General features: G+C 36.9%; 21 protein-coding genes. 19 read left to right on the forward strand and 2 right to left on the reverse strand.

The window, feature by feature from the left end; all coding sequences use genetic code 11:
* Positions 1–214: 214 nt before the first annotated feature.
* The 8 genes from ABDZ84_RS17615 (at position 215) to splB (ending at position 7,363) form a co-directional block, all read left to right on the forward strand.
* Entirely contained in the window at positions 215–1,426 is a 1,212-nt protein-coding gene (locus ABDZ84_RS17615) for a phosphoenolpyruvate hydrolase family protein (RefSeq protein WP_026682233.1), read from the forward strand.
* A 51-nt stretch (positions 1,427–1,477) separates the two neighbouring features.
* Positions 1,478–1,642 carry a hypothetical protein gene (locus tag ABDZ84_RS17620; RefSeq protein ID WP_161629282.1) on the forward strand — a complete coding sequence of 55 codons (165 nt, stop codon included), beginning with the start codon at positions 1,478–1,480 and terminating at the stop codon, positions 1,640–1,642.
* Between the two features lie 95 nt (positions 1,643–1,737).
* The gene (locus ABDZ84_RS17625) at positions 1,738–2,964 is read left to right on the forward strand and encodes a Tm-1-like ATP-binding domain-containing protein (protein ID WP_343782433.1); all 1,227 of its coding nucleotides are present in this window, start codon (positions 1,738–1,740) and stop codon (positions 2,962–2,964) included.
* 1 nt (position 2,965) lies between these two features.
* Positions 2,966–3,790 (forward strand): phosphoenolpyruvate hydrolase family protein, encoded by an 825-nt coding sequence (locus tag ABDZ84_RS17630; protein WP_281949159.1) that lies wholly within the window; start codon positions 2,966–2,968, stop codon positions 3,788–3,790.
* Between the two features lie 53 nt (positions 3,791–3,843).
* Positions 3,844–4,566, forward strand: a complete 723-nt coding sequence (locus ABDZ84_RS17635; RefSeq protein WP_121604965.1) for a DUF981 family protein — start codon at positions 3,844–3,846, stop codon at positions 4,564–4,566.
* A 257-nt stretch (positions 4,567–4,823) separates the two neighbouring features.
* Positions 4,824–5,918 (forward strand): NAD(P)-dependent alcohol dehydrogenase, encoded by a 1,095-nt coding sequence (locus ABDZ84_RS17640; protein ID WP_343782436.1) that lies wholly within the window; start codon positions 4,824–4,826, stop codon positions 5,916–5,918.
* Between the two features lie 181 nt (positions 5,919–6,099).
* The gene (locus tag ABDZ84_RS17645; protein WP_318279728.1) at positions 6,100–6,342 is read left to right on the forward strand and encodes a transcriptional regulator SplA domain-containing protein; all 243 of its coding nucleotides are present in this window, start codon (positions 6,100–6,102) and stop codon (positions 6,340–6,342) included.
* The gene (gene splB, locus ABDZ84_RS17650) at positions 6,335–7,363 is read left to right on the forward strand and encodes a spore photoproduct lyase (protein ID WP_026682227.1); all 1,029 of its coding nucleotides are present in this window, start codon (positions 6,335–6,337) and stop codon (positions 7,361–7,363) included. The genes ABDZ84_RS17645 and splB overlap by 8 nt, the downstream gene beginning before the upstream one ends.
* A 280-nt stretch (positions 7,364–7,643) precedes the next feature.
* Here splB and ABDZ84_RS17655 read toward each other — a convergent pair whose 3' ends face one another.
* The gene (locus tag ABDZ84_RS17655) at positions 7,644–8,033 is read right to left on the reverse strand and encodes a TIGR02328 family protein (RefSeq protein WP_026682226.1); all 390 of its coding nucleotides are present in this window, start codon (positions 8,031–8,033) and stop codon (positions 7,644–7,646) included.
* Positions 8,034–8,140: 107 nt separating this feature from the next.
* On the opposite strand from ABDZ84_RS17655, the gene ABDZ84_RS17660 reads away from it, so the two are divergent.
* The 11 genes from ABDZ84_RS17660 (at position 8,141) to ABDZ84_RS17710 (ending at position 13,964) form a co-directional block, all read left to right on the forward strand.
* Positions 8,141–8,767: a DUF1361 domain-containing protein gene (locus ABDZ84_RS17660; protein ID WP_026682225.1), complete on the forward strand. Its 627-nt coding sequence runs from the start codon at positions 8,141–8,143 to the stop codon at positions 8,765–8,767.
* On the forward strand, positions 8,757–9,068 hold the full coding sequence (locus ABDZ84_RS17665) for a hypothetical protein (RefSeq protein ID WP_034679386.1): 312 nt from the start codon (positions 8,757–8,759) through the stop codon (positions 9,066–9,068). The genes ABDZ84_RS17660 and ABDZ84_RS17665 overlap by 11 nt, the downstream gene beginning before the upstream one ends.
* A gap of 77 nt (positions 9,069–9,145) precedes the next feature.
* Positions 9,146–9,487: a hypothetical protein gene (locus ABDZ84_RS17670; protein ID WP_034679384.1), complete on the forward strand. Its 342-nt coding sequence runs from the start codon at positions 9,146–9,148 to the stop codon at positions 9,485–9,487.
* 20 nt (positions 9,488–9,507) lie between these two features.
* Entirely contained in the window at positions 9,508–9,768 is a 261-nt protein-coding gene (locus ABDZ84_RS17675) for a metal-sensitive transcriptional regulator (RefSeq protein WP_026682222.1), read from the forward strand.
* Between the two features lie 121 nt (positions 9,769–9,889).
* Positions 9,890–10,369, forward strand: coding sequence for a DsrE/DsrF/DrsH-like family protein (locus ABDZ84_RS17680; RefSeq protein ID WP_281949157.1), 480 nt, complete (start codon positions 9,890–9,892; stop codon positions 10,367–10,369).
* A gap of 72 nt (positions 10,370–10,441) precedes the next feature.
* Positions 10,442–10,741, forward strand: coding sequence for a rhodanese-like domain-containing protein (locus ABDZ84_RS17685; RefSeq protein WP_026682220.1), 300 nt, complete (start codon positions 10,442–10,444; stop codon positions 10,739–10,741).
* A gap of 10 nt (positions 10,742–10,751) precedes the next feature.
* The gene (locus ABDZ84_RS17690; RefSeq protein WP_121604972.1) at positions 10,752–11,324 is read left to right on the forward strand and encodes a sulfurtransferase TusA family protein; all 573 of its coding nucleotides are present in this window, start codon (positions 10,752–10,754) and stop codon (positions 11,322–11,324) included.
* 12 nt (positions 11,325–11,336) lie between these two features.
* Positions 11,337–11,735, forward strand: a complete 399-nt coding sequence (locus tag ABDZ84_RS17695) for a DsrE/DsrF/DrsH-like family protein (protein WP_026682218.1) — start codon at positions 11,337–11,339, stop codon at positions 11,733–11,735.
* A 15-nt stretch (positions 11,736–11,750) separates the two neighbouring features.
* The gene (locus ABDZ84_RS17700; RefSeq protein ID WP_026682217.1) at positions 11,751–12,881 is read left to right on the forward strand and encodes an MBL fold metallo-hydrolase; all 1,131 of its coding nucleotides are present in this window, start codon (positions 11,751–11,753) and stop codon (positions 12,879–12,881) included.
* A 20-nt stretch (positions 12,882–12,901) separates the two neighbouring features.
* Positions 12,902–13,129 (forward strand): sulfurtransferase TusA family protein, encoded by a 228-nt coding sequence (locus ABDZ84_RS17705; protein WP_026682216.1) that lies wholly within the window; start codon positions 12,902–12,904, stop codon positions 13,127–13,129.
* Between the two features lie 46 nt (positions 13,130–13,175).
* Positions 13,176–13,964 carry a sulfite exporter TauE/SafE family protein gene (locus ABDZ84_RS17710; protein ID WP_026682215.1) on the forward strand — a complete coding sequence of 263 codons (789 nt, stop codon included), beginning with the start codon at positions 13,176–13,178 and terminating at the stop codon, positions 13,962–13,964.
* 150 nt (positions 13,965–14,114) lie between these two features.
* On the opposite strand, the gene ABDZ84_RS17715 is transcribed toward ABDZ84_RS17710, so the two are convergent.
* Positions 14,115–15,578 carry a catalase gene (locus tag ABDZ84_RS17715; protein ID WP_051388385.1) on the reverse strand — a complete coding sequence of 488 codons (1,464 nt, stop codon included), beginning with the start codon at positions 15,576–15,578 and terminating at the stop codon, positions 14,115–14,117.
* Positions 15,579–15,840: the final 262 nt, after the last annotated feature.

Raw genomic sequence — 15,840 nt, forward strand, 5'->3', positions numbered from 1 at the left:
TATCAATATTGTATGGAAAACCTTTTATATTGTAAATGAAAGGGCACATGTTTGCTAAGTAGCATAGTCAAGGCTAGATTATTAGGTAGTTTCGTTTTCCTACATATTTTATTTTCATTATAGTAATCTGTCTCTATATGCTATGATGGATTAAATAAGAACAATACGCGGAGTGGCACCACTGCACGTAAATAATGTTTCATGGAGAATAAAAATGGAATCGGTTAAAGAAAAGATTTTAGATAATTTATATAAACAACTAAAAACTAAAAATCATATCATTGGTGTAGCTACTGGATCTGGTTTAACAGCAAAATATGCGGAACAAGGTGGTGCAGATTTTATACTGGCGTTAAGTTCGGGTCGATTTCGTCAAATGGGTGTTAGCTCACTTGCTGGGTTTATGCCATATGCAAATAGTAATAGCGTCGTTATGGATTTTGCTCTAAAGGAATTATTGCCTGTAATTAAAAAAATACCCACCATTTTTGGTTTGTTTGCAACTGATCCAACGATTAATTTAGAGGCTTACATAAAAAAGATTCAGGATCATGGTTTTGCTGGAATAAATAACTATCCAACACTAGGATTAATTGATGGTGATTTTCGCGAAGCACTCGAGGAGCAAGGAATATCGTATCAAAGGGAAGTTGAGGCAATTCGTATTGCAAGTCAACGTGGCCTGTTTACTGTTGCCTTTGTCTTTAATGAAAGCCAAGCAAAAGCCATGCTACAAGCTGGCGCAGATATCATATGTGTCCACCTTGGTTTAACAACAGGTGGGATACTAGGCGCAAAACAAATACAATCCTTGCAATCAGCCAAACGAATAGCAATAGCCATATTTAGTGTATGTAATCAATTTAATCGGCCTGTCATTAAGATGGTTTACGGGGGGCCAGTTAACAAGCCAATTGATGTACAGTTTATGTATGATGGAACGGATATAAATGGTTATATCGGTGGTTCTGTCTTTGAAAGGATACCAGCAGAGCAACTTATTATGAAAATAACCAAGTCATTTAAGCAAACGTATGATGTGAAGTATGAAGAATTTATGCAAAAAATTATAAACGGCTTTAGTAGTAAACAAGATTATATTGCGTTTATTAAAGATTATATAAGTACACATTATATGGAGCAAATTACCTTGAATGATCTTGCGAGTATCTTAAACCTATCTAGGACTTATTTAAGCACATTGTTTAAAGGAGAGATGGGGATTTCATTCGTTAACTATTTAATTAACTTTCGATTAAATAGGGCCATTGAAATTATGTACGAAAAAGATCTTCCTTTTTCGACAATTTCAGAAATGGTTGGTTATCCAAACTATACGCAATTTAGTAAGATATTTAAAAAAAGATATGGATTATCACCCAAGCAATATAAAAAACAAACATTAGGACAAAATAAACGAACATAAATACATTAATTTTCCGCGGAGAAAGCGATATCATTGGGATAGAGGGATAAATTGAAATTGCAAAAAGATAGAGATTACCCCGCACTGAAGCAATGGGTCATTGCTAATGTCATCACATCCTTGAAAAGATATCGCTTTTTTCGTGCGAAGTTTTCTGGAGCAATTTTAACTTTTCCTCCAGCTACCTTTAAAGCAGGACAGGACATTGTAGACTAAATAACAGATTTAACCTAACCAAAATTGAATGTGTAGCCAGCTAGCAAAGGTAGATGTTACGTTTTTAAATTATTAAAAGAAAAGGGGAGTTGGAAATGTCGAAAACAATTGCATTAGCAGGTACTTTTGATTCAAAGGGTAAAGAGTTTCAATACGTTAAAGAGTTGATTGAATCACTTGGGTTTCAAACATTGACTATTCATACAGGTGTTTTCGACCCTGTTTTTCCTCCAGATGTATCTAATACAGAGGTATTTGTTGCGGCTGGGGAAGATAAACAACAAATCGTAGCGGCAAAGGATCGAGCTCATGCTACGCTCGTCCTCTCTAAAGGTATGGAACTACTACTGCCAAAACTATATGATGAAGGAAAATTTGACGGCATTCTATCTTTTGGTGGAACAGGAGGTACTTCTATCGTTACACCTGGCATGAGAGCACTGCCTATCGGTGTACCAAAAGTTATGGTATCAACAGTTGCATCCGGAAATACGGAGCCATATGTTGGGACAAGTGATATTATGATGTACCCTTCTATTGTTGATGTAGCTGGATTAAACTCTATTTCTACCAAAATCTTCACAAATGCAGTCTTTGCAATTGCTGGAATGCTGACATATGAAAACAAAACAACGATTGAAAAAAAACCTTTAATCGCTGCGACAATGTTTGGGTTAACGACTCCCTGTATTAACTATGCAAAAGCATATTTGGAAAAACAGGGATATGAAACATTAATTTTCCATGCTACAGGAGTTGGTGGCCGTACAATGGAAAACCTTATTGAGAATGGTTTTATTAAGGGTGTGCTTGATTTAACAACAACAGAATGGGCAGATGAGCTATTTGGTGGTGTATTAGCAGCTGGCCCACATCGATTAGAAGCAGCGGCGAAACATCGTATTCCTCAGGTTGTATCTGTTGGTGCAATGGACATGGTGAACTTCGGACCGTATGATACTGTTCCAAAGCATTACGCGGGTCGAAATTTTTATAGGCATAACCCTACCGTTACATTAATGCGTACGAGCGTTGAAGAAAATAAGCAAATCGGTGAAGCTATTGCAGCCAAATTAAATAAGGCTGAGGGAGATACTGCTCTTATATTACCGCTAAAAGGGCTTTCTGGACTAGATGTAAAGGGACAGGACTTTTATGGTCCTGAAGAGGATACGATGTTATTTGATACGTTAAAGGAAAAAGTAGATCGTTCAAAAGTACAATTGATAGAGCTTGATAATGTTATTAATGACAAAGCTTTTGCTGAAGCGGCAGCTGAAAAGTTAATTCAATTAATGGAAACTAAAAAAGGAGAGAACTAAATTGTATTCACGCGAAGAAATTTTAAATCGATTTAAAGAAGAGGTCAATGAAGGGAAAATATTATTAGGTGTGGGAGCTGGCACAGGTATAACTGCTAAAAGTAGTGAAGCTGGTGGTGCGGATCTGCTAATTGTTTATAATTCTGGTCGATATCGGATGGCTGGTCGTGGATCATTAGCAGGATTACTTTCGTATGGTGATGCAAACCAAATTGTTGTAGAAATGGGGAGCGAAGTGTTACCAGTTGTTCATCACACACCTGTACTTGCAGGGGTGAATGGTACAGATCCATTTAGAGTGATGGATGTATTTCTAAAGCAATTAAAGTCACAAGGCTTTAGTGGTGTACAGAATTTCCCTACGGTTGGTTTGATTGATGGGGTGTTCAGACAAAATCTAGAGGAAACGGGCATGGGATATGATCTTGAGGTTGATATGATTAAAAAAGCGCATGAATTAGATATGCTCACAACTCCGTATGTGTTTGATGAGGAGCAAGCGAGAAAAATGGCGGAAGCTGGAGCAGACATATTGGTTGCGCATATGGGACTCACAACAAAAGGAACGATTGGAGCTAAAACTGCGTTAACTTTAGATGACTGTGTAGAAAGAATTCAAAAAATCATCGATGCTGGGAAGTCCGTAAATCCAGATATTACAGCTATTTGCCATGGTGGACCGATAGCCGAACCGGAAGATGCAGCATATGTAATTGAAAGAGTAGATGGTATTGTAGGATTCTTTGGAGCATCAAGTATTGAAAGGTTTGCTGCTGAAAAAGGTATCAAAGAGCAAGCAGAAGCTTTTAAAGATATTCGAAACTAACGTAATTAATTTAGCTATAATGGGAAGAAATGTTTAAACAAGGGGGAGTACAAATGGTTATCGATTGGTCAGTAACGCAGGTGTATAATACGATTATGGCGGTAGCAACTGGTGTAGGTTTATTATTAATTCTGCGATTTGCATCACATGTGAACAGAGGGCGCGTTGGACAGCTGGAGGGGTGGGCCATTGGCTTTGCTATCCCTGGTTTTATCCTTACAATAACTGGTACGCATATGAGCTTAACATGGCCGTTGTCTAAAATTGGATTTCCCTTCGATGATATCATCTTTGGAGAACCATCCTTAGCTTTTGGGGTAATGTTGTTGGCAGCTGCTATTTTATTATGGAGAAAGTCAAACGTATATATGGCTGAAGGTATAAATATGAACCATAATAAGACGGTTTCTGAAAAGTTACAACAGGAGCTACCTTATTTGTTAAAACCATTAGCTTATTTTGCTGCAGCAATGGGGCTAGCACTTTTTTCAGTGGCGATTGCTGGAGTAACTTATCAGTTATTTGCTGCTCCACCAGAAGAACCGATTTCGGGTGCATTTGCAGATTATCCGCTAATCGAGGCAATGTTTATTTCAGGATTATACGCGATTACAGGGCTGGGGGCAGTGTTATTTCCATTTATCCTAAAGCCAAAGCCTAATAAAAGCTTATTAATCATTATTAAAATGGCTTGGACTATTGCAGGATGGGTTTTTGTTTTATTTGGTGTGATGAATTATTTTACCCATATCGGACTAATTGTTAACACGATGTGATTCATTTGTTCTTGGCTGTTATACAGTTTAAAAAGGTGAACGAGTTTACCGTAACTTGTTTACCTTTTTACTATTTTAGCGTTTTGATGGGTAACATATTCTAGATGGACATATGGTATGAAGCTTACTTGTTTTGGTATGATGCAGTATTTTGTCTTGTCTCAAGCACATTTATCGTTAGTTCCGATATATCAGTGTATAATAATATATAGTAACTAAATAATTATAAATAACTAAAAGATAGGAGTTGTATATGTTTGAAGGTTCAAGCAGCTGTTACACATAGTCAAGGTGATGATTTTAAACTAGAAGAGGTGGAGCTTTCTGAACCTAAACCCAATGAGGTTGTTATTAAAATTGTAGCTTCTGGTGTATGTCATACCGATGCAGTAGCAAGAGATGCGGGCCTTGCACCATTCCCCGCCGTACTGGGTCATGAGGGGTCAGGTGTTGTTCAAGAGATTGGAGATGCAGTCACTACAATTGAGCCTGGCGACCATGTCGTCATTGCATTTGCTTCATGCGGGCATTGTGAAAACTGTTTAACAGGGCATCCATCTGTTTGTCTAGCATTCAATGATTTGAATTTCGGAGGAAAGATGGAGGATGGAACATATAGAATTCATCAGAATGGACAAGCATTATCCACTTTCTTTGGACAATCTTCTTTTGGAACATTTGCTGTTGCTAATGAGAAAAATGTTGTGAAAGTCGATAAAGATGTTGACTTAGCATTATTAGGACCACTTGGATGTGGAATCCAAACTGGCAGCGGTACCGTTTTAAATAAATTAAAACCCGAATTTGGTTCATCAATTGCAATATACGGTAGTGGTGCTGTTGGATTAAGCGCAGTTATGGCTGCTAAGATTCAAGGATGTAAGCAAATTATAGCTGTAGATATTCATGAGAGTCGTCTAGAATTGGCAAAAGAATTAGGTGCAACTCATGCTATAAATAGTAAAACGACAGAGGATGTTGTGAAAGAAATAAAAGAAATAACCAATGGGGGAACGCACTATGCCATTGATACAACTGGAGTTCCTCCTGTGGTAAAACAATCCATACATGCGCTTCGCCCTTTAGGACAATGTGCAATTGTTGGTGTTACACCAGAAATAACGTTTGATGTGCATAATGATATCATGGCAGAAGGCAAAACGATTATGGGAGTAATTGAAGGGGACGCCATACCTAAAGTATTTATTCCTCAGCTAGTTGAGTATTATAAAAATGGACAATTTCCGTTTGATAAATTAGTTAAGTTTTATGAGTTCGAGCAAATTAATGAAGCCTTTGCAGATTCAAAGAATGGTGTGACGATTAAGGCTATTGTAAAAATGGCTGAATAGTATTTTCCATAACTATAAATAAAAATGAAGCGAATAGCTTGTTCGCTTCATTTTTATTTATATATAGCGTATAGCGCAAAGTATAGCAAATTAATACGATTGTTAGTTTTAAATCAATGGTGATTGCACATAATAAGGATAATAATTGTAGAAGTTTGGTGATTAGATGGAGATTAATAATATGTATCAACCTGGTGAAGTAGTTTATGTTATCATTCGCAATCCGCACGCACAGGATGTTGCCCAGGTTCAACAGGCGGCGGTGGTAGAAAATCCTGAACTGCCACAAGAATTAGCCCTGTTTATATATGAAACCTATTATCCATTAACGGACGAGATTGCCGTATATAAGTCTGCTAATGAAGCCGAAGAGGCATATCAGGCAGCTTTTGGCTTACCAGAACAAGGAGACTACAATGGTTAAACCATTTGTTCCACAGCTTGTCTATGTTGAACCTAATGCATTGACATATCCACTAGGTAAAAAATTAATCACGAAGTTTGAGGATATGGGTATTGAGATTAGAGAAACAACATCTCATAATCAAGTTAGAAATTTGCCGGGGGATAATCATTTTCAAAGATATCGAGTAGCTAAGTCTACACTAGTTGTTGGACTGCGTAAGACCTTAAAGTTCGATACCTCAAAGCCATCAGCTGAATATGCTATTCCTTTTGCTACTGGATGTATGGGGCATTGTCATTATTGCTATTTACAAACAACGATGGGAAGTAAACCGTATATTCGGACCTACGTCAATGTAGATGAGATATTCGAAGCCGCAGAGCAATATATGGACGAAAGAGCGCCTGAAACAACACGATTTGAGGCATCATGTACGTCAGATATAGTTGGAGTAGACCACCTAACACATACTTTAAAACGGGCCATTGAATACTTTGGCGAATCGGAATATGGCCAATTACGGTTTGTGACCAAATTTGCACATGTTGATCATTTATTAGATGCAAAACATAATGGTCGAACTCGATTTCGTTTTAGTATAAATGATGACTACATCATTAAATATTTTGAACCTGGCACATCTCGGTTGAATGAACGTATTGAAGCTGCTGTAAAGGTAGCAGAGGCTGGATACCCATTAGGGTTTATCGTTGCCCCGATTTATCTACATGATGGTTGGAAGCAAGGGTATCATGAAATGTTTGAAAAATTAGAAGCAGCTTTATCAACAAAAGCGAAAAAGGATCTAACGTTTGAAATGATTCAGCATCGATTTACCAAGCCAGCTAAACGAGTCATTCAAGAAAATTATCCAATGACAAAATTGGAATTAGATGAATCGAAACGGAAGTGGAAGTGGGGAAGGTACGGAATAGGAAAATACGTTTATATGGATGAGGAGCAAGAAGATATGAAGGATACGTTAGGTGGATATATTCATAAATATTTTCCAGAGTCTAACATAGAATATTTTACGTAATGTTAGACCGTGACATCATATGTGAATGCCAAGCCTATTCGAAAAGCTTTAGCTTGTCTTTGAATTGGCTCGGCTTTATTTGATGTTAGATTATCTAAACTAAGTAGCGTAGGTGAAATACAATGGCTCTCCTAGCGAGAGTGGGCCCCAATAATGCCCCTGAAGGGATCCAAAAGTTTGACAGTGAAGTAATCTCCCACAATGCAGTACAAAATCTCAACATTCCGTAATAGACCATTCTTTTTTAGAGGATAGGGTATAGTATTGCCAAGCTTTTTAATCAACGGTTACTAAGAATAACCCCTTTTTCCCTTAAGTTATCGATACATTCCTGCAAATATGAATTATTATGCTCGGGGTATATGGGATGATCGATGTTACGATTTGCATCCATACCGTAAAAACTTTCGGCATCATGTGGTTCTGAATTTTTCCCCCGGTAATATGGATCTTCCCATGATGGATCAATATTATATTCTCTCTTCTTCATTTCAATCATAATGCGTTTATGATATAAAAAAAGTCGATATGGGGAGTAGTGGAACACATAATTTACCGTAGCATGTTTTTTCCCCCATCCCTTGCCTCGTAACGCACAGCATTCACGGTGTTGTCCTAGTAATTGTTGACGTGGCAAAGCTTTAATTAGGGATTCGTGCCAAAGACGCATTGAAAAAACCTCCTTACTATATCTATCTCATAAATAAACGATATCGTTGCACATCGTATCTTCTCATTGTAATATAGATAAATGTACAAATGAAGGGGAGCTTAATTATGAGCAAGCGATCAAAGGCAAGAATTATCTTTTTCCTTTATATTTTAGTGTTATTATGTTTTGATACAACCTATTCGTTTATGATTTTTAATTTATTTCTTGCTTTTGCTGCATTAGAGCTTTCTTTTTTACTTCCTCTATTTCGAATAAGAAATAATAAAGAAATAGTGATGAGTATGTTTTTTGTTGTTACTTTTATTTTGCTATCTCCAAATGCTATTTATGTAGTAACAGATTTAATTCACCTAACTTTTTTTGATTTTGATTTTATGGAAGGACTAGAGTTGAAGGAATGGTGGAATTTTACGATATTAGTTAGTGGCGTATTTTTGGCTTTATTTTATTATGTGCTAATGATGGACCAAGTCCGAGCCTTTTTAGGAAGGTCAAAGTGGATGAATTTGATATTACTATTAATGATTATATTATCAAGTATTGGTGTATATATTGGTAGGTTTTTACGCTTCCATTCTATTCACATTTTTACAGAGCCATTAACTGTAGTTTTTCAAATTGTTCATTCACTAGACTATTCTTCTGTTCTATTTATAGGTTGGATGACGATATTGCAGATAATTATATGCTGGTTGTTTTTAGATGAAGTAGGTGTTAAAAATGGTACATAATCTATGGACAGAATTATATATTGTTCTATTACTACTAGCAGCAGTTGTGATTATTTCGCAATGCTATATTACATATCTATTTCATAAGTATGAGCAAGCAAAAATTTGGAAAGTTATTGGCATTCTTTTCCCATTAGGTCTAAATATATATATCTATCAAATTATTAAACTTGAAAAACGACTTAACAATTTTCTGCAAATAGCCTCAATGGAACGAAGGGATTGGCGGACTGCTTATTTACTTGTTTTGGCTCAATACCTACTGCTTTTTGCTGTCTTCGGCTTATTTGCTTCTCCATAATAAATAAAATACCTCCTTGACATTATACCTATAGGGGTATAATATAGATGTAGATTACAGGAAACAAGGAGGGAAATATGACTGTCTTACTATTAGTTATGATTAGTTTATTATTGCTTGTCCTTTATCGACGATATATACCCGTTTGGGGTATTGGAAAAATAAATATTGATCGTGTCTCCTCATGTAATGATAAGATAACCATTGTAGATACGAGAGACTACCAAATATCATCACAGGACATGATTGATAATGCGTGTTGTTTACCAATGCCGTACCTTCATCGTTATTATAATGAATTACCAAATCATAAACTCATCATTGTAGCAAAGGATCGGGTTGATAAAAATTTAAGCTCTCGTTTTTTACGAAAAAAAGGAAAGCACGTTATAGGCTATCATGTAGCTGCTAATGAATAAAGGAAAGGAGGGCTGGAGAAATGAAGTACAATTCGAATGTGAAAAATAGAATGAAGCGGGTTGAGGGGCAGATTAGAGGCTTGTTAAAGATGATGGAAGACGAAAAAGATTGCCGTGATATTGTTACGCAAATGTCTGCTGTAAGAAGTGCAATTGATCGTACGGCTGCACTGATTGTAAGTACAAACTTAGAACAGTGTATTCGAGAAGAAAAAGAAAATGGTGAAAGCTCAGAGGAAATTATACAGGAAGCAGTACAATTACTGGTTAAGAGCAGGTAACACATTGACAAACTAGTAGCAAACTACTACCATGTAGAAGGGGTTAACTTAACCCTATTTTTTATAAACGATATAATACCCATTCGGGTATTAGTAAAATCCGAAAGAAGGTGCTGTGAAGATGACTGAAAAAAAGAAAACAACAATTGTATTATTTAGCGGGGACTATGATAAAGCAATGGCCGCTTATATTATTGCTAACGGTGCTGCTGCATATGACCATGAGGTGACTATTTTTCATACCTTTTGGGGGTTAAATGCATTACGTAAAGAAAATCAAGTTCCAGTAAAAAAAGGTTTTATGGAAATGATGTTTGGGAAAATGATGCCAAAAGGTACTGATAAAATGGGATTATCTAAAATGAACTATTTAGGGATGGGTCCCAAAATGATAAAAAGTGTTATGAAAAAGCATAATGCTATACCACTTCCTCAGTTAGTAGAAATGGCTCAAGAACAAGATGTAAAATTAATTGCCTGTACAATGACAATGGATCTACTTGGATTACAAAAAGAGGAATTATTCGATGAAATTGAGTATGGTGGTGTTGCTGCTTATATTGGTGATGCTCAGGATGGGAATGTAAATCTATTTATCTAATTTTTTTCGGGTTTATATACCTGTACCTGTATATGTGTTTTACCAACTGTGAATGAATAGGAGGAAAGTGTAATGAAGGAGATTACTACCAAGGAATTAGCTCAAAAGGTTTTGGCGGGAGAAAAACTATATATTATAGATGTCCGCGAAGATAATGAAGTAGCTCAAGGAAAAATACCTGGAGCTAATCACATTAAATTGGGTGATATTCCTGATAAATTAGGAGAATTAGATCAAAAGAGACACTATTATATGGTGTGTCGATCCGGTGGTAGAAGTGGAAAAGCAGCTACATTTTTAGAAGATAAAGGATTTGATGTTACGAATGTTGCTGGCGGCATGCTCAATTGGGAAGAAGAACTAGAAAAATAGGAGGGATTACATGAGTATACAAGCAAATGATGTCTTGGATGCAAAAGGATTGGCTTGTCCAATGCCAATTGTAAAAACAAAAAAAGCTATTAAAGAATTAGATCCAGGTCAGGTAATGGAGGTGCAGGCAACTGACAAAGGTTCGACAGCTGATTTAAAAGCATGGGCAGAAAGTACAGGTCATCAATATTTAGGCACTGTTGAAGAAGATGATATATTAAAGCACTATGTACGCAAAGCAAGTGTTGCTGAAGCTAAAGAAGAAAAGAAATATGAGAAAATAGCTGAACTATCTACCTTGCAAGCTAAATACAAAGAGGGTGCAACTATTACTGTTTTAGATGTACGTGAGCCAGCCGAATTTGCCTTTGGTCATATACCTGGGGCAGTAAATATTCCGTTTGGTGAATTGGTAGAACGCTTCGAAGAACTAGATAAGAAAAAAGAATTATATATTATTTGCCGTACCGGGAGCAGAAGTGATTTAGCTGCCCAAAAGTTAACAGAAGCAGGATTCACCAATATATGGAATGTTGTACCAGGTATGTCCAAATGGGATGGTCCATTAGCAAATGAACGTTAAGGAGGAAGTAAAATGTCAAATACAAAAGTAGCAATTATCGCAGCAAATGGGACGTTATTTGATGCATATAAAGTTTTTAATATAGCAACAGCAGCAGCTGCGTCTAATGCTGAGGTAGGGATATTCTTTACGTTTGAGGGATTGAACCTCATTCATCAAGATAAGTATAAAAATTTGCCACTTCCAGAAGGAAAAAAGGATTTTAAAACAGGCTTTGAACAAGCGAATGTTCCATCCATTAAGGAGCTTGTAGCTATTGCTCAAGAAATGGGAGTGAAAATGATAGCTTGCCAGATGACAATGGATGTTATGAAGTTAGAAAAGAAAGCCTTTGTTGAAGGTATAGAAGTTGGTGGAGCAGCTACCTTTATTGAATATGCCAAAGATGCCAATATTTCATTATCATTTTAGTTAGGAGGAAGAGTAATGGCAAAAACAATTTCAACTAAAGAAATGGCTCAGAAAATTATTAATCATACGAAAATTATTATTTTAGATGTGCGAAATACAGATGAATTTGATAATTGGAAAATAGAAGGGGGACAAGTTGAAGTTATTAATGAACCATACTTCAACTTATTAGATAGTGTTGATCCTGTGGCTAATAAGCTATCAAAAGACCAAGAAATAATTGTTGTTTGTGCTAAAGGTGGTTCATCTGAGATGGTAGCCGATCTCCTAGAGGAAGAAGGATATATTACTGTGTATAGCTTAGAAGGAGGTATGAAGGCCTGGAGCGAGCACTTAGAGCCTATTAAAATCGGTGATCTAAAAGAGGGTGGGTCATTATACCAATTCGTACGTTTAGGAAAAGGCTGTCTTTCTTACTTTGTCCAATCAAATGGAGAAGCAGCAATTATCGATACTGCACGTATGACAGATGTTTATGAGGAGTTTGCAAACGAAAAGGAAGTACGAATAAAACACTTACTTGATACTCACCTTCATGCAGATCATATTTCTGGTGGTCGAAAACTCGCTGAAAAAGTTGGAGGTACGTATTACCTTCCTCCAAAGGATGCAGAAGAGGTAACATTTGATTTTACACCTTTACAAGAAGGTAACGATATCATCGTTGGGAATACGGAGGTAAAGGTACAGCCTATCTATTCACCTGGCCATACCATTGGAAGTACGTCATTCATTATTGACGATACCTATCTATTAACTGGTGATATTCTATTTGTTCGATCAATTGGTCGTCCAGATTTAGCGGGTTTAGCGGAAGATTGGGTAGGTGATCTACGTGAAACACTTTATTCTCGCTATAAAGAGCTTTCTAATAATTTAATTGTTCTTCCAGCTCACTACTCTTTTGCTGAGGAATTAGGAGAAGGTGGAGAAGTATCAGCACGATTAGGTGATCTTTATGCAAGAAATGAAGGATTACAGGTAGAGGGTGAACAAGAGTTCCGTAAAATGGTGACGGAAAATTTACCACCACAACCAAATGATTATCAGGATATTCGGAGAACCAACATGGGTAAAATTGACCCAGATCAAGAGAAACAAAAAGAAATGGAAACTGGCCCTAACCGTTGTGCGGTTGAAGGTTAATTTTAAAGGAGGAAGTTATGATGAAATCAACAAAAGTATTAGATGCAAAAGGGTTGGCTTGTCCAATGCCAATTGTACGTACAAAGAAAGCAATGGAAGAATTGAATTCTGGAGATATACTGGAGGTTCATACAACTGATCAGGGCTCAAAGAGTGATCTTACGGCATGGGCTAAGGCAGGGGGACATGAATTGCTGAAGGATACAGAAGAGGATAATATATTAAAATTTTGGGTTAAAAAAGGATAAAGGAGGCTCACTTAGGTGAGCCCTCTCTATTTAGGGGGATTTAGATATGGAATATAGTCTATTGTTTATCGTTACCATTTTCTTAATTGGATTTATTGGGTCATTTATTTCTGGTATGGTTGGTATTGGTGGATCTATTATAAAGTATCCAATGCTTTTATATATACCATCATTGGTCGGATTAACGGCGTTTACTGCCCACGAAGTATCAGGAATAAGTGCGGTACAAGTATTATTTGCCACTATAGGTGGTGTTTGGGCCTATCGTAAAGGTGGGTATTTAAATGTAATCTTAATCATCTATATGGGTATTAGCATCTTACTTGGTAGTTTTATTGGTGGCTATGGATCGCAATTTATGAGTAATGGCGGAGTAAACCTTGTTTACGGTATTCTTGCTACCATAGCAGCTGTCATGATGTTCGTACCTAAAAAGGGAATTGATGATATTCCGATGGATCAAGTGAAATTTAATAAATGGCTTGCAGCATTTCTCGCCTTTTTAGTAGGTATCGGTGCTGGTATCGTTGGTGCTGCTGGAGCATTTATCTTGGTCCCGATTATGCTACTTGTATTAAAGATACCGACAAGAATGACAATTGCTACTTCCTTAGCTATCACCTTCATTTCTTCTATTGGTGCAACGACAGGAAAGTTGTTGACAGGACAAGTTTTATTCATTCCAGCAATTCTTATGATTGTGGCAAGCTTGATTGCTTCACCATTGGGAGCTAATTTTGGGAAAAAGGTAAATACAAAGCTTTTACAGTGGATATTAGCAATTCTTATCTTAGGAACAGCCATTAAAATTTGGTTGGATATTCTCGGATCATAAATTAGTTTACGCGATACGTTATTGAATCGATATAATTACTGATTTATCCCACATATAATTGGCAGTATAGACCCATTTCCAGCAAAAAAGTGAAACCAATATGGATAAGTGGGAGATAAACAAAATCTCCCAACTGATTGAAGTCTCACTTTATTTGGTTAGTCTTTCAATTTGATGAGAAGTCTGCTCTCCTAATTCCGATGCAGCATTATATAAATATTTTAAAACAATGCTACGTATTTCAGGAGAAATTCCAGTGAGATCCCTAGCGAGATTAGTTACTAAATGTTTTTGTTGTTGCACTGGGAGAGAGTTATAATACGCTCCAGCCTGTGCAAAGTCATCTTGCTTGGGGGTTCCCGACCTGGCAAGCCTACCTTCCACATACCTGTCACTGCCACTCGTAACAAGGTCGCCTGGCCACCAATTTTCTTGATGGTTGATCGGAATTTTACGGAAATCGGGTCCGATTCGTCTGCGCTGTGAATCCCAGTAAATATTGGCTCGACCCTGTAGCATTTTATCGTCCGATAACTCCGCACCTTCTAAAAGGTTAGAAGGTGAAAAAGCGATCTTTTCCACTTGCTCCATATAGTTATCAGGATTTCGATTTAATACCATTTTTCCAACAGGCAACATTGGATATTGCTGCTCATCCCAGACCTTTGTATCATCTAACGGATCGAAGGGAAGCTTATCTGTATCAGCAGGGTCCATTAGCTGCACGTATAGACCATATTCTACAGTCTTTCCAGCAGCGATTGTATCATATAAATCTTGACCAGCGATATCCGGGTTTTCACCCGCAAGCTTTGTTGCTTCACAGCTATCTATATATTCTACTCCCTCAAAAGGAATCCAATGGTATTTTATGTAATGTCTTACTCCTTTAGCGTTTTTCCACACATAAGTGTTCACACTATGTCCCGGTAGATGGCGAAGACTTTTTACCGTTCCTGCGTCAGAATAAATTCTAACAACAAAATGGGTGGACTCAGGTGCTCGAGCTACAAAGCTCCAGAATCTTTCAGGATCAAGTAGATTATTTTTGGGCGATGGCAAAAAAGCTTTGATGGATTCTGGAAAACGAATCGCATCCCGGACAGAGAAGACCGGAATATGATTACAAATTAAATCAAAAATGCCGTTCGTTGTATAGAATTTCGTAGAAAATCCGCGAACGTTTCGGGATGTATCTGGTGTGCCTTTTGTGCTTACAGCAAGCGAAAACCTTACTGCAACGGGAACTTTATGACCAGGGGATTGTAAAAAGGAGAGTTTTGTATACTCAGACATTGCATTTATTGTCTCAAAATAGCCAAATGCTCCGAAGCCTTTTACATGTACTGGTCGCTCTATCATTTTTTCATGTACAAATGATTCAAGGGTTTCATGAACAATATTATCTTGTTCTAGAACAGGACCTCTTTTACCAACAGTCTGTGAGTGTAGCTTTGCAGGTAAATCCTCTGCCCACTTTTGAGCTTTGTGAGATGTTTTAGAATGTTTATCCTGCTGATTCGATTTCTGTTTATGGACAGGTGATTGATTCGAATTAGACTTATTTAGAGAATTATTATGTTCTTGATTAAACCAACCATTATTACGATCCATTGTCGTACCTCCCGTGTTTGCATGTTTATTCTCGATGTTACATTATTATGTATGTAGATTTTTAGATAATTATGATTTCATTCCCTAGGAATAAAAAAATCTCGGACAACATAAATCCATAAGCTTAAAACAGCTTACTTGAATAACCAGAATGAAAAGGAGTAAGCTATTCACGTAGTAATTTTAAAAATATATGTTGTTAATTAAACGTATGCTATAAGAGGAATTGTAATAATATTTGTTTATGTTGCTGTTGAGAAAG

The organism is Virgibacillus salarius (genome assembly GCF_039521925.1).
Lineage (GTDB): Bacteria > Bacillota > Bacilli > Bacillales > Amphibacillaceae > Virgibacillus > Virgibacillus salarius.